Origin of the sequence: Paraburkholderia sp. Ac-20336, from assembly GCF_017105025.1 — a bacterium.
GTDB lineage: Bacteria > Pseudomonadota > Gammaproteobacteria > Burkholderiales > Burkholderiaceae > Paraburkholderia.
In genome coordinates this window covers 26294-39381 of the sequence record NZ_JAAGPS010000016.1, presented here as the reverse complement: position 1 = coordinate 39381, position 13088 = coordinate 26294, and the positions used below count along the sequence as shown (strand labels likewise).

Annotated in this window: 12 protein-coding genes; 5 read left to right on the top strand and 7 right to left on the bottom strand. The window is 62.1% G+C overall.

What is annotated here, in order from left to right:
- Positions 1-13: 13 nt before the first annotated feature.
- The 3 genes from GXB81_RS08630 (at position 14) to GXB81_RS08620 (ending at position 3756) form a co-directional block, all read left to right on the top strand.
- On the top strand, positions 14-433 hold the full coding sequence (locus GXB81_RS08630) for a lysozyme inhibitor LprI family protein (RefSeq protein WP_205988891.1): 420 nt from the start codon (positions 14-16) through the stop codon (positions 431-433).
- A gap of 327 nt (positions 434-760) precedes the next feature.
- Positions 761-3004 (top strand): TonB-dependent siderophore receptor, encoded by a 2244-nt coding sequence (locus GXB81_RS08625; RefSeq protein ID WP_167283270.1) that lies wholly within the window; start codon positions 761-763, stop codon positions 3002-3004.
- Between the two features lie 68 nt (positions 3005-3072).
- Entirely contained in the window at positions 3073-3756 is a 684-nt protein-coding gene (locus tag GXB81_RS08620; RefSeq protein WP_167043497.1) for a Fe2+-dependent dioxygenase, read from the top strand.
- A 65-nt stretch (positions 3757-3821) separates the two neighbouring features.
- Here GXB81_RS08620 and GXB81_RS08615 read toward each other — a convergent pair whose 3' ends face one another.
- From GXB81_RS08615 to GXB81_RS08590, 6 genes are all read right to left on the bottom strand, one after another.
- Positions 3822-4586 carry a ParA family protein gene (locus GXB81_RS08615; RefSeq protein ID WP_167043499.1) on the bottom strand — a complete coding sequence of 255 codons (765 nt, stop codon included), beginning with the start codon at positions 4584-4586 and terminating at the stop codon, positions 3822-3824.
- 264 nt (positions 4587-4850) lie between these two features.
- Positions 4851-6959: a bifunctional diguanylate cyclase/phosphodiesterase gene (locus GXB81_RS08610; protein WP_205988890.1), complete on the bottom strand. Its 2109-nt coding sequence runs from the start codon at positions 6957-6959 to the stop codon at positions 4851-4853.
- Entirely contained in the window at positions 6959-7195 is a 237-nt protein-coding gene (locus GXB81_RS08605; protein WP_205988889.1) for a hypothetical protein, read from the bottom strand. Before GXB81_RS08605 ends, GXB81_RS08610 begins: the two co-directional genes overlap by 1 nt.
- A 585-nt stretch (positions 7196-7780) precedes the next feature.
- The gene (locus GXB81_RS08600; protein ID WP_205988888.1) at positions 7781-8383 is read right to left on the bottom strand and encodes a PAS domain S-box protein; all 603 of its coding nucleotides are present in this window, start codon (positions 8381-8383) and stop codon (positions 7781-7783) included.
- Positions 8384-8654: 271 nt separating this feature from the next.
- Positions 8655-9899, bottom strand: coding sequence for a chromate efflux transporter (gene chrA, locus GXB81_RS08595; protein WP_167043505.1), 1245 nt, complete (start codon positions 9897-9899; stop codon positions 8655-8657).
- A gap of 121 nt (positions 9900-10020) precedes the next feature.
- Positions 10021-10914 carry a LysR family transcriptional regulator gene (locus GXB81_RS08590; protein WP_205988887.1) on the bottom strand — a complete coding sequence of 298 codons (894 nt, stop codon included), beginning with the start codon at positions 10912-10914 and terminating at the stop codon, positions 10021-10023.
- 137 nt (positions 10915-11051) lie between these two features.
- On the opposite strand from GXB81_RS08590, the gene GXB81_RS08585 reads away from it, so the two are divergent.
- Positions 11052-11462: a cupin domain-containing protein gene (locus tag GXB81_RS08585; protein ID WP_167283287.1), complete on the top strand. Its 411-nt coding sequence runs from the start codon at positions 11052-11054 to the stop codon at positions 11460-11462.
- Positions 11463-11474: 12 nt separating this feature from the next.
- Entirely contained in the window at positions 11475-11711 is a 237-nt protein-coding gene (locus tag GXB81_RS08580; RefSeq protein WP_167043510.1) for a tautomerase family protein, read from the top strand.
- A 284-nt stretch (positions 11712-11995) separates the two neighbouring features.
- On the opposite strand, the gene GXB81_RS08575 is transcribed toward GXB81_RS08580, so the two are convergent.
- Positions 11996-13045, bottom strand: a complete 1050-nt coding sequence (locus GXB81_RS08575) for a porin (RefSeq protein ID WP_240159021.1) — start codon at positions 13043-13045, stop codon at positions 11996-11998.
- Between the last annotated feature and the right edge of the window lie 43 nt (positions 13046-13088).

Sequence of the window (13088 nt, the reverse complement as noted above, 5' to 3'; positions counted from 1 at the left end):
CGCAACACCAGCGATGAAACCTCTGATCCTCGCGCTGACGTTTATCAGCACTTCCGCATGGGCTGCCGCTCCCGATCCGGTCAGCGAAATCGCGACGCGCAGCGGCCTGCCCGCGAGCGAGGTCGGCGCGGCCTTATCCCATTGCGACGACAACCAGACCAATATGAATTTCTGCGCATGGCGCGATCAGATCGTGGCGGAACAGAAACTGGCGCACATCGTGGATGCGACGGCCGGATCATCGACAGCCTGCAAAGCCGTTCTGGAGAGAAAGATCGCCGCATGGAAAAAACGCCGCGACACGCAATGCGAGAAATCGGCCTCGCATGAATGGGGCGGCGGCTCGATGTTGCCCACCGCCATCGCGATGTGCAAAACAGCCGCGACGGAGCGCATGAGCAAAACCATCCAATCTGAAAAATACAACCGCTAAAACCGGCCATTCAGAAATAAACCCGCCTTCACGCGAAAATGATGCAGAAATAATACAGAAAGAAAAATGAAAGATTATTTCTGTTGAGTTAAGAAACTACATAAGGCATAGTAACGATTCTCATTCAGGTGCTGTTGCAAGCCAGTTGTCCCGTTGCCCCCCGCGACGCCGGACCAGCCAGCAAGACCGGTTGAGTGCCAAGACAACAACGCCGTAAAGCCGCATTGCGCAGCAGCGTCAGCACTCGCCCTTGGGGCGAATCAGAGGGCAGTCTGGAAAGCGTGGGCCAAGGCGTTGGCTAATAAATCCACACTCCAGACATACCAGATGCTGACCAAAACTCCGCTCGCTATCGCGGTGATGGGTCTCTTTTGCGCGCCCATCGCGACTTCCGCCTTCGCGCAGACGAACACCGCCACACCCGCCGCCGCATCGTCCCCGGTTGCCTCGTCCTCTGCCGCCGCTTCAACGGACAGCGCATCGAGCCAGCCGCAGACGCTGCCTACGGTTCAAGTGACGGGGCATGCGGAAAGCACCGGCTTCCAGACCGACCGCACGAACATCACCGGCGTGTCGACCGACGTGCACGATATTCCGCAGGCGGTCACGGTCGTCAACCAGCAGCTGATGCAGTCGCAAGGCGTCACGTCGTTCTCGGACGCGCTGCGCAACGTGCCGGGCGTCACGATCGGCGCGGCCGAAGGCGGCGTGATCGGCAACAACATCAATCTGCGCGGCTTCACCGCCAACAACGACATCTATCTCGACGGCTTTCGCGACCGCGGCCAGTACTATCGCGACACCTTCGACCTGGAATCGATCGACGTCCTGTACGGCCCCTCCTCGCTCTACTTCGGCCGCGGCTCCACGGGCGGCGTCATCAATCAGGTGACGAAGCAGGCCAACCTGACGAAATCGGCCTCGGTCTCGACGACGATCGGCACCGACGACCATTATCGCACCTCGGTCGACTTCAACCAGCCGCTCACCGATACATCCGCGTTCCGCATCAACGCGTTCGGCCAGTCGCTGCACGGCACGCGCGACGTGATGTCGAGCAAGGACTACGGCATCGCGCCGACCGTGAGCTTCGGGATCGGCACGCCGAACGAGTTCACGCTGTCCGCGCTGATCCAGCACAACCGGGACATGGCCGACTACGGCGTGCAGTCGGTCAACGGCGCGCCCGCGCCGGTCGGCCGCTCGACCTTCTACGGCTTCACCGACGACCGGACCCTGCAGGACAATCAGACCGTGACCGGCCGCTACATCCATCGGTTCGAAAACGGCTTCGTGCTGCGCAATCAGGCGCAGCTCAGCCATACCGACACCGACGCCCGCGAAACGAGCCTGAAACGGGGTCTGTTTACCGGCCCGTTCGCCAACTCGCCGGCACTCGGGGCGGGCAACTTCACCGACCTGCCGCTCTCGTCGCTTTACGTCGGCCTCGTGAGCCGCGACCGCGTCATCGACAATCATTCGATCTACAACTCGACCGATATCGAAGGCACGCTCGGCAGCGGCTGGATCAAGCACAAGGTCGTCGCAGGCATCGATCTCGGCCACGAGACCTACACCAATCAGGGTTATCGCGTGACCGGCCCCGGCATGCCGAAGGGCAGCGGCACGATCGCGATCGTGCCGCTGCTCGACCCGCCTTACAATCCTCGCCCGGCCGGCTCCGTGCAGACGCTCGACAACCTCGCGGAGTCGTCGGCGAATTCGTTCGGCGCCTACGTGAACGACACGATCTCGCTCGGCGAGCACTGGAAGGTGGTCGGCGGCGTGCGCTGGGACCGCTTCCAGGCCAGCATCGCCAACACGACGACGGCGCCGGCCTACGCCAGCCAGACGAACTACTTCACCAGCGTGCGCACGGGCCTCATCTATCAGCCCACCGACTGGCAGTCGTACTACTTCTCGTACGGCACGTCGTTCGACCCGTCGCTCGAAGCGCTCACGCTGACCTCGGGCACGCAGAACCTCGCGCCCGAACACAGCAAGTCGTACGAGATCGGCAGCAAGTGGGATCTGCTCGACGGCAATCTGTCGATTTCGCAATCGCTGTTCCAGATCGAGCAGAGCAACACCCGCACGCAGAACGGCGACGGCACCTATACGCTCGACGGCGACACGCGCGTCCGCGGCTACCAGATCGGCGCGACCGGCCGCCTCGGCAGCAAGTGGCAGATCTACGGCGGCTATACCTATCTCGACAGCGAGATCGTCAAGGCGCTCGACGGCACGCAGGGCAATACGCTGCCGAACACACCGCGCCACATGGCGACGCTGTGGGTCACATACCAGCCAGTCGAGCATTGGGAAATCGGCGGCGGGCCGATCTACATGTCGTCGCGCTACCCGGCCACCGACAACGTCGTGAAGGTGCCGAGCTACGTCCGGGTCGATGCGATGGCGGCTTATCATACGAAGCGGTACGACGTTCAGCTCAACCTGCTGAACCTCACCAACAAGCTCTATTACGACCAGCTGATCGCGTCCGACGGCGGACGCTCGGTGCCCGGCATCGGGCGCACGCTGCTCGCTACCTTCAACTACCGGTTCTATTAAGGCCGGAACGCGTCCGGCCGGATGCGCGCGCCGCTGCCGCGCCGCCTGGCCGGGCCAAAGGAATCATCATGCTCATCCGGATTCCCAGCCTGCTCGACGCCGACACCGTGCGCTACATCCGCGGCGCGCTCGAAGCGCCCGACAGCCCGTGGGTCGACGGCCGCGCGACGGCCGGCTATCACGGCGCGGAGGTCAAGCAGAACCAGCAGCTCGACGAAGAAGCGCCCATCACGCGCGAACTCGCCGACCGCGTGCTCGCGGCGACCGAGCGCCATCCGTTCTTCATCAGCGCGGCGCTGCCGAATCGCGCGTACGTGCCGCATTTCAACCGCTACTCGGGCGGCATGACCTTCGGCTCGCACATCGACGGCGCAGTGCGCGTGCTGCGCTCGGGCCTCAAGGTCCGCACCGACGTGTCGATCACGGTGTTCCTGTCCGAGCCGCACGAGTACGACGGCGGCGAACTGCGAATCGAGGACACCTACGGCGCGCACGAAGTCAAGCTGCCGGCCGGCGACGCGATCCTCTATCCGGCGACGAGCATGCATCACGTCGTGCCGGTCACGCGCGGCGTGCGGCTCGCGAGCTTCTTCTGGGTCCAGAGCCTCGTGCGCGACGATAACCAGCGCGCGCTGCTGTTCGAACTCGACAACACGATCCAGCGGCTCAACGCGACGAACGCCGATAACGCGTCGCGCCGCTCGCTCGTCGGCATCTATCACAATCTGCTGCGGGTCTGGAGCGAGACCTGAGTCGGCCCTAAGTCGACCCTAAGCCGGTCATGAGCCGGCGGCATGCATCGGCCCCGCCGACCGGACTACCCGGCCAGTTCCCGATGCAAGGCCGTAAACTCCTGGGTGAGCTTATGACGCGGATCGTAGTGAATCATCGGCCGCGCATACTGATGGGACTCGCGAATCTTCACCGACGCCGACAAGCGCGAGTCCAGCACCGGCAGCCCCTCGCTGACGAGTTCCTCGACGAGCTTCACCGGCAGGCTCGCGCGCGGCTGGAACTGGTTGATCACGATTCCCTCGACTTCGAGCGCGGCATTGTGGTCCTGCTGAATCTCCTTGACGTTGTCGAGCAGCGCGTAGAGCGCGCGGCGCGAAAAATCATCGCAGTCGAACGGAATCAGGCAACGCTCGACCGCGATCAGCGCGGAACGCGTGTAGAAATTCAGCGCCGGCGGCGTGTCGATATAAATCTCGTCGTACGCATCGAGTTCGTTCAGTGCGTCGCGCAGCTTGTAGATCTTGTAGCGCGATTCGAGCTTGCCGTGCAGCGCATCGAGATCGGCATGCGCGGGCATCACGTCGAGATTCTCGAACGGCGTCGGATGGACGAACGTCGAGGCGGGCGTCGGCCGGAAGCTGAAATTCAGGGCCGTTTCGAAGAAATCGGCGACGCCGGGCTTGAGATCCCGCGCCTGTTCGCCGAGCAGATACTGGCTCGAATTGGCCTGCGGATCGAGATCGATCACGAGCGTCCGCTGGCCTTCGTTGGCGCTAATGGCGGCCAGGTTGCAGACGATCGTCGATTTGCCGACCCCACCCTTCTGATTGAATATCACACGCCGCATAAACCCCTGTCCCTTTTGACGAATGCGCAAAGCGCACAGCTTACTCCAGTGGCGTGACAGCGCGAACAGATGGATATGAAAGAAAAGCCCTTGCGTGTGCCCCGGTGGCCACGCCGAGCCTGGCGCCAACGGGCGGCGCTCTTTCCCCGGAGTCGATACGTTCGCCGTTGTGCCGATTGAGCCCTGGGTGCGCCCCGAATGAGCCCCGAATGAGCCTCGATTGAGCCCCGATTGAGCCTTGGGTTGAGCCCCGCCTGAAGGTCTTCAAGGTCCATCGATAGATGCCGCATCCGGGTCGGCCAGCACCTGCTCCGGAAGCGGGAACGCCTCGATGAAATCCTCCGCCGCCATCGGCTTGCCGAGCAGGAAGCCCTGCAGGGCATCGCAGCCGAGCCCGGCCAGAAACGCCTGTTGCTCGACGGTTTCCACGCCCTCCGCGACGATCTTCAGATTGAGCGTTTGCCCCAGCGCGATGATCGCCGAGACGATCGCGGCATCTTCCGTGTCATGCGTGAGATCGCGGACAAAGCCGCGGTCGATCTTGAGTTCGGCCGCGGGCAGGCGCTTCAGATACAGCAGGCTGGAATAGCCCGTGCCGAAATCGTCGATCGAAATCCGCACGCCCATCTTCCTCAATTGCATGAGGATCTCAAGACCCGTCTCCACATCGGACATCGCGGTCGATTCGGTAATTTCCAGCGTCAGGCAGCCGGGATCGAGCGCGTGGCGTGCGAGGGTATTGCGTACCGTCTCCAACAGCCCCGCGTGCCGGAACTGCAAGGCCGAGAGATTGACCGCGATCGACCAGTCCGTTCGACCCAGCCTGTGCCATTCGCTCAGTTGCCGGCAGGCTTCATCGAGAACCCAATCGCCGATTTGCACGATCAGCCCGGTTTTTTCGGCGACGGGAACGAACTGGCCCGGCGCAATCAACCCGCGCGTCGGGTGCATCCAGCGCACCAGCGTCTCGGCGCCGGTCACCTCGCCGCTCGCCGCATCGAATTTGGGCTGATAGTGGAGAATCAGCTCGCCTCGCGTGAGCGCCAGACGCAGGTCCTGCACGAGCTGCATCTGCGCCTCGACGTTGACGTTCATCGAGGCTTCGAAAAAGCAGTAGCGATTGCGCCCCAAGCCCTTCGCGTGATACATCGCCGCATCCGCGTTGCTCAGGAGATCGTCCTGATGCTCGCCGTCGTCGGGATAGATGGCGATGCCGATACTGGTCGAGACCCTCAGTTCCTGGCCCTCGACCTCGAACGGTTCTTCGACCGCCCTGACGAGTTTTTCCGCAATGCTGGCCGCATCCGCGTGATCGCCGATACCGGCCAGCAGCACGAACTCGTCGCCGCCGACGCGCGCCGCCGTATCCTGCACGCGGATGTTGTCGCGAATGCGCTGCGCAAACGCGACGAGCAGCAGGTCGCCCACGTGATGGCCGAACGCGTCGTTGACCGGCTTGAAGCTGTCGAGGTCCATGAACAGCAGAGCAAAGCGGCGCTGGTCCCGGCCCGCCTGCTGAATCGCCTGTTCGAGGCGGTCGTGCAGCAGCACGCGATTCGGCAGCTTGGTCAGCGTATCGTGGAGCGCGAGATAAGTCAGTTCCTCGTTCGCTTCCGCCAGCGAGGTCGCCAGCACGGCGGTCTCGGCTTCCAGCCGCAGGTCGAGCACCAGAATGATCAGCGTGATCGCGAGAATCGCCAACGTCGCGACGATGACGACGACGGCCAGCCAGCCCTTGTTCATGCCGCCGTGCGCCGCGCCGCACAGGCTGCCGAGCGGGAACCGCGCGGCGGCCATGCCCGTGAAGTGCATGCCGACGATCGCGCCGCCCATGAGCAGCGCGGCGCCGGCCCGCAAATACCGGATTCTCGGGGTCTGGCGGCGCAGGTGAAAGGCAATCCAGAGCGCCACCGCGGACGCGAGCACCGCAATGACGAGGGATAGCGCGAACAGCAGCGGGTCGTACTCGATACCCGGCGACATGCGCATCGCCGCCATGCCCGTATAGTGCATGCCGGCGATGGCGATCCCGAGCAGCAACGCGCCCACGCCCAGATGCAGGCGCGGCAGCGATGCATGGGAGACCAGTCGCAGCGCGAACGCCGACGCGGCGATGGCGATCAATAGCGACAAAACGGTGATCGCCGGATCGTAGCCGAGGGGAATCGGCAGGCTGAACGCCAGCATGCCGATGAAATGCATGGACCAGATGCCGACGCCCATGGCGCAGGCGCCGCCTGCCAGCCACCAGCGCGCGGCCCGGCCCCTGGCCGTTGCGATGCGCCGCGTCAGGTCGAGCGCCGTAAACGATGCGAGGCTCGCCACCAGCAACGAGCAAACGACGAGTAGCGGGTCGTAGGTGCCGGCTAGCATCAACGGCTGACCTCTTCTTCTCCATGCTTTTTCCGCGCTGAATCTGCGTTGAGTTCGCGCCGGGGTTTGCCTTGAAAGTTGCCTTGACGGTTGCCCTGGAGCCCGGCGCGAATACGCCGTGCTTGCGTCTCGTGGGTCTCGTGCGTCGAGCCTGTTCCGGCCGCCCGCGGTAACGCACCGGCCCGAGGTACGGCCATGTCCGGGGTTTCGCCTGTCAAACGCTGCTGCTCAGCCATTCATGTCATCCCCATTACGTGGTCCAGATGGGCCGCCGATTGTGCGGACAACGCGCTTCGGCGCCGCCGTTCGACGACGATCCCCGCTCAGGCTGCCAAAGCCGCCCCCGACAGTATCGAGGCGAAGGGGATTATCCGTCGTTCCGTGGATTGAATGGTTATTTTCGCTTTTTTGTATGGCTGGCTGATTAACAACCTGGATTACAGACGGTGAACAGATCAACCGTCGCTCGCAACGCCACGTTTGTTTCGCGCGTTGGCATTGGCGTTGGCGTGCCGGAAATTCCAGGCGGAGAATTCAGGCGAAGGAAACCCTCTGATTAGCAGGATAGGTTCGGCAAACCGTTTCGGATAGCATCCGTTCCTGCATACAGGCTAACCGCATCGCGGGCGATGCGGGAAACCCGACCGGTCAGCCACAAAAAACGGCATCGCTAGAGACCTGAGAGAACCCGACAGGAGCCCAGAAAACGCGTGTAAAAGCGGCGGGCTCTGCGCGGCGAATGCCGCTTGACAAGGCTGACTCGCGGATATTGCGGGTAGGGCTTGCCGGCGGCTACTTTTTCCGCGCGAGGAGAACCGCCCTTACCTTTCGTGCGCCTGTGCGATGCTGCTCGAGAGATGCTTGAGCCATAAGCTCATCAAGCCCGCCCGGCCCCGCACGCCGTATTTGCGAAAGATTCCGGTGATATAGGAATGCGTGGTCGAGGCAGCAAGGCCCAGCCGCTCGGCGATCTGTTTCTCCGACGCCTCGGTCAGCAGCAGGTCGAGCACCTTGCGTTCATGCGGCGCAAGAAGCGACAACAGCGCCAGGGGGGAAGCGTCGCGGCGACGCAGCTCGGTCACGTCGCGAGCCACCCCGACGCGCAGGCGCTCGTGCTCCAGCCAGCGCGCCGACCACGTGACGTAGACATCGCGTCCCTCCTTGTGCCGATAACGGTTTTCAAAGCCGACCCGCTTGCGGCCGGCCAGCACCTCGCGCGCCTCTCTGAGCGTTGCGTCCTGATCGGCTGGCACCACGAAGTCGATGATGAACTGATCGACGAAATCGCCCGGTACGTAGCCAAATATATCCTCGCACACCGGACTGACATGCAGGATGCGCCCCCGCTCGTTCACGAGGAAAATCGCGTCAGGCGAACCCGCTGCAGAAGTGGTGACGAGGTCGTCGAAGAGTTCGCTTTTCATAGCCGTGTACAGACTTCCCTTGCATCGCGCTTGTGGAATCACCTCGCTGGTGCGTGGTTGATAAAAACCGACTGGGCTGGCGCCACAGCGTAACGCGATACAAATACACGGTCAATTCGACTTGCCGGATAGGCGGAATCACCACACCACTGCGGTAAAAATGTCTGACGATTGAATTTCATCATCTTGACAAATACCCGCTTACCCCCCGGACGATGCCGCCATACCGGTCGTCAGGTGGCACGCCGCCACGGCAAGGCCGGCTGAGCCGTTACATCGCCTGGTGCAGAACGCCTTGCACCACGCCGGCTGCGATGCAGAAGACAACGACCGCGAGCGGCGGCACTTTCCATCGAGTCAGAAGACAGAACCCGATGCATGCCGTGGCGAAATCGGCCTGTGTGCGAACCGCGCTCGTCCATACCGGTAAGTAAAGTGCGGCGGCCAGCAGACCGACGACGGCGGCATTGACACCCGCGAGTGCTGCCGACATTGCCGGACGGGCACGCAGCGCCTGCCACCACGGCAACGCCGCAAGGACCAGCAGCAGGCCCGGCAGAAAGATACCCAAAGTCGCCAGCAGCGCGCCGCTCCAGTGCCTGGGCGGCGCGGCCATCATCCAGCCAAGGAAGGCCGCAAAGGTGAATAGCGGACCCGGCACAGCCTGGGCCGCACCATATCCGGCAAGAAAGTCGCCCGGCGCGATCCACCCTGTCGAAACCGTCTCATGCTGCAGCAGCGGAAGCACCACGTGTCCACCGCCGAAGACCAGCGCGCCCGAGCGGTAGAACGCCTCGAATACGCGTACGCCCTGCGCGGCTCCGGGCACATTCAGCATCGGCAGTCCGAACAGCAGGACACCAAACGCGATCAATGCGGCAAGACCCGCCCTTCGAGATACATGGAATTCGCCCGGGTGCCGCGTCATGTTACGCGCCGCTTGCACGTCCCCGGTTCGGCACAGTGCAAGGCCAAGCAAGGCACCCATGCCGATTACCGCGAGTTGCGCGTAAGCGGTGGACAGAAGGCTCAGCAGCACCACGCTGGCCAGCGCGATCGCCGCGCGACGCAGATCGGGACACAGGCGCCGCGCCATATCCCAGACGGCCTGGGCCACCACGGCAACCGCCACCAGTTTCAGGCCGTGAATCACCCCCGTGCCGACCCGGCCGCCCAGATTCGGCGCGATGGTCGCAAAGGCCAGCATCGCGAACACCGACGGCAGCGTGAAGCCGCACCAGGCGGCGAGACCGCCGGCCCACCCGGCCCGCAGCAGCCCGATCGAAAAGCCCGCCTGACTGCTCGCCGGTCCAGGCAGAAACTGGCAAAGCCCCACCAGATCGGTGAAAGTCTCGTCGTCCAGCCAGCGGCGTCGCTCGACGAACTCGCGGCGAAAGTAGCCGATGTGGGCAATCGGGCCACCGAAGCTCGTCAGCCCAAGCTTCAGAAAGACCGTGAAAACTTCAAAGGCGCGGCCCAGCCGGGTGGCGCGCGACGGCGACATTTCAGCGTCCATGGCGGTGCGGGTTCGAGCGATCTCGGTGCGAGGCATGAGTGGGTGAGAGAGTCATCGTCGCCATGACCTGCTCCATGGGTATGCGGGCGAAAAAACCGCAGCACGGAAAGGTGCGCGCGCTTCAACCACGGTAGCGAAGCGCATCGGCGATCACGGCAAACGCCGGCGATGTTTGCCGTCGACTCGCATAGTAAAGATGATAGCCGGGCAGCGTCGGACACCATGCGTCGAGCACGCTCGCGAGCCGCCCCTCGGCCAGATACGGAGCAGCCAGATCATGGGGCACGTAGGCAAGTCCGTATCCTTCCAGCGCGGCGTCAAGCATTTGCGATGTCGTATTGAAGATGAATTGACCACTGACGTTCACGTGCAATGCTTCGCGCTTCCTTGCGAATTCCCAGGCGTACAATCCGCCGCGCGTCGGAAGACGAAGATTGATGCAGTGATGAGCCGCCAGATCATGCGGTGTGACCGGCGGCCGATTCGACATCAGATAGTTAGGTGAACCAACGACTGCCATTTTGAAGTCGGGACCGATACGTAGAGCAATCATGTCCTGTGCGATCAGATCGCCGCTCCGCACACCCGCGTCGAACCGCTCCGCCACGATATCGACCATCGCGTAGTTGATGTTGATTTCCACCGAGATGTCGGGATAGCTGCGCAACACCTCCTTCAGCCTGGGCCAGAGAATGGTATCGGCCGCGTGATCGTGAGCCGAAATGCGGATCAACCCTGCCGGCTTTCCCCGCAGCGCGCTCAGCGACATCAGTTCCGCCTCGATCCCCTCGTAGTAGGGTCCGACGTTCGACAACAAGCGCTCACCTGCTTCGGTGGGCGAAACGCCCCGGGTGGTCCGGGTCAGCAATCGCAAGCCTATTTTCTCTTCCAGACCGCGCATCGAATGACTCAGCGCGGATTGCGATACGCCGAGTTGAGCCGCCGCGCGAGTGAAACTGCGCTCGCGCGCGACGACAAAAAACGCCCGCAGGACATTCAGATCAACGTTCGTCATGATGAATTTGGCTCATATCCGTTTGCCAAGTCTAGCAGCTACCGGATGAATCACACGATCAGTACAGTGCCTCCATCAGCCACGTAGCGCATCCGGCTGGCATGAGCAAACCTCGAAACGGGAAGCGAAAAATGGAAATCGAAGTCAAGCGTTGCGGGAGCGTTCCTTCCGCCAGGGGCCCGGCCGACTGGTTCACGGGCAGCGTTCGCGTGGACATGCTGTTTCCACCCCACGAGCCGGCTCGTGCCTCCGGTGGCAGCGTGACGTTCGAACCGGGTGCGCGTACCGCGTGGCATGAGCACCCGCTCGGTCAGACGCTGATCGTCACTGCGGGCTGCGGCTTTGTGCAGCGTTGGGGTGGTTCGCTCGAAACGATACGTCCGGGCGACGTGGTCTGGATTCCCGCGGGCGTCAAGCATTGGCACGGGGCTTGTGCCGATACGTCGATGACGCATATCGCCATCCAGGAAGCGCTCGACGGCAAGGTCGTCGACTGGCTCGAACAGGTCAGCGACGATCAGTATCCCGGCTCCGCCGGTTCACGCTAACGGGAGCCAACGATGCCGCACGTCATCGTCAAGTTATGGCCGGGCAAATCGGAGCAGCAGAAGCAGCAGCTATCCGATGAAATCACGAAGGCCGTGACCCGCATCCTTGGGTATGGAAAGGAGTCCGTTTCCGTGGGTATCGAGGTGGTGCAGCCCTCGGCCTGGGTCAGGGACGTCTATCATCCTGACATTCGCGATAAGTGGGACACGCTTTACCAACAGCCGGGGTATGACCCGTCGAGTTTATAGCTCGGGGAGGATCCGGGCAGGTCTGCATTGCGTCGTCTTTGTCATGCTTATGCCTGCTCATGCCGAGCCGATTATTCAGAGTGCTTGACACTCTCCAGATCGACTCGGGTCGTCACGTGCTTCGCCGCCGGTATTCCTGTGAATGCGCAATGACGGCGCGTGCGTGAGCGAGCGTCGTGACATCGTGCCGATTGGCGGCGTGCGCGGCCAGCCGCTGAGTCGTCCTGGCCGTATCTACGCCGACCGCGGTTACGATCATGCTCTGCTGCTCTGGCATTCAAGCGCTAGAATCGGTGGCGGATACCGATTCGCGCACCAGTCTGGACATCGGATCCAGAGGGCGACCCGAGTGCGGCCTGAACCTGCGCGCCAAACGCATGATCGTGCGCCAATGCCGCGATAACGTAGACGTCTGTGCTCTTCGACAAGCTGTAGTCCGAGACGAGTGTCAGTTGATTTGCGCTTCCCAGTCCATTGTTGCGCTTCTGAAACTGAGCGCCGCCGCCGAGCATAAGTGCTGGCGTCAGTCGATAGGTCATACCCGCTTCGGCAGTCGTTGCCCGGGCCTGATCGCCGCCAGTCAAACGAACATCGGTCAACATCGCAAACATCTTCGCCGCGCCGATCTCGTACGATGCGCCACCCGCAAACTCACGTGAGTTGCCGCCTGTTTTGACATCGTGTTGACCGAAATAGGCAAGTGATGCACTGAATGAGCCTTGCCGATAGTTGACGATATAAGCCTGGGAACTGCTTGCGGCAATCGACCCTGGCGTATTGCCGAATCCGAACATTGCGCCTGCAGAGAAACCGGCGACAACCGGAGACATGTATTTGACAGCGTTGTTCACTTGATCGCCCCATACGCGATTGTCCAAGCTGTAGCCGCCAGCCGCGTAAGCGGGAAGACTCCACGCTAGCAGACCGGCTGGAGTATTCGCACCGATCGCATACGCAAACATTTGATCACCGATGAAGTCGAATTGACGACCCAGCGTCAACGTACCCCATGGTCCTGCGCCACCGACATAGGCTTGTCTTCCGAATTCCAAACCACCCTGTCCCAACGCACCGTTTGAAAGCTGAAAGCCATTCTCGAGCACAAAAATGATTTTTTCCTGGTCGCCTAAATCCTCTGCTCCTCGTAGGCCCCAGCGGTCGCCTTGCGCCGAGCCAGACGTGAACTGCAGATCCGCACCATGCGTCTTGCCACTCTCGACGTTATTGGTATAGGTGATGCCAGCATCCATCAGGCCATACAACGTAACGGATGACTGCCCATAAGATGAGGCAACCCATAGCATCGAGCACAATGCCAAGAGTACATTTTTCAATTTTATCTCCTGATTTATATATATTTTATTCAATCAATGAATG

Coding starts and splice junctions, on each gene's coding strand:
- GXB81_RS08630 (WP_205988891.1), top strand. CDS start 14: ATGAAACCTCTGATCCTCGCGCTGACGTTTATCAGCACTTCCGCATGG.
- GXB81_RS08625 (WP_167283270.1), top strand. CDS start 761: ATGCTGACCAAAACTCCGCTCGCTATCGCGGTGATGGGTCTCTTTTGC.
- GXB81_RS08620 (WP_167043497.1), top strand. CDS start 3,073: ATGCTCATCCGGATTCCCAGCCTGCTCGACGCCGACACCGTGCGCTAC.
- GXB81_RS08615 (WP_167043499.1), bottom strand. CDS start 4,586: ATGCGGCGTGTGATATTCAATCAGAAGGGTGGGGTCGGCAAATCGACG.
- GXB81_RS08610 (WP_205988890.1), bottom strand. CDS start 6,959: ATGCTAGCCGGCACCTACGACCCGCTACTCGTCGTTTGCTCGTTGCTG.
- GXB81_RS08605 (WP_205988889.1), bottom strand. CDS start 7,195: ATGGCTGAGCAGCAGCGTTTGACAGGCGAAACCCCGGACATGGCCGTA.
- GXB81_RS08600 (WP_205988888.1), bottom strand. CDS start 8,383: ATGAAAAGCGAACTCTTCGACGACCTCGTCACCACTTCTGCAGCGGGT.
- chrA (WP_167043505.1), bottom strand. CDS start 9,899: ATGGACGCTGAAATGTCGCCGTCGCGCGCCACCCGGCTGGGCCGCGCC.
- GXB81_RS08590 (WP_205988887.1), bottom strand. CDS start 10,914: ATGACGAACGTTGATCTGAATGTCCTGCGGGCGTTTTTTGTCGTCGCG.
- GXB81_RS08580 (WP_167043510.1), top strand. CDS start 11,475: ATGCCGCACGTCATCGTCAAGTTATGGCCGGGCAAATCGGAGCAGCAG.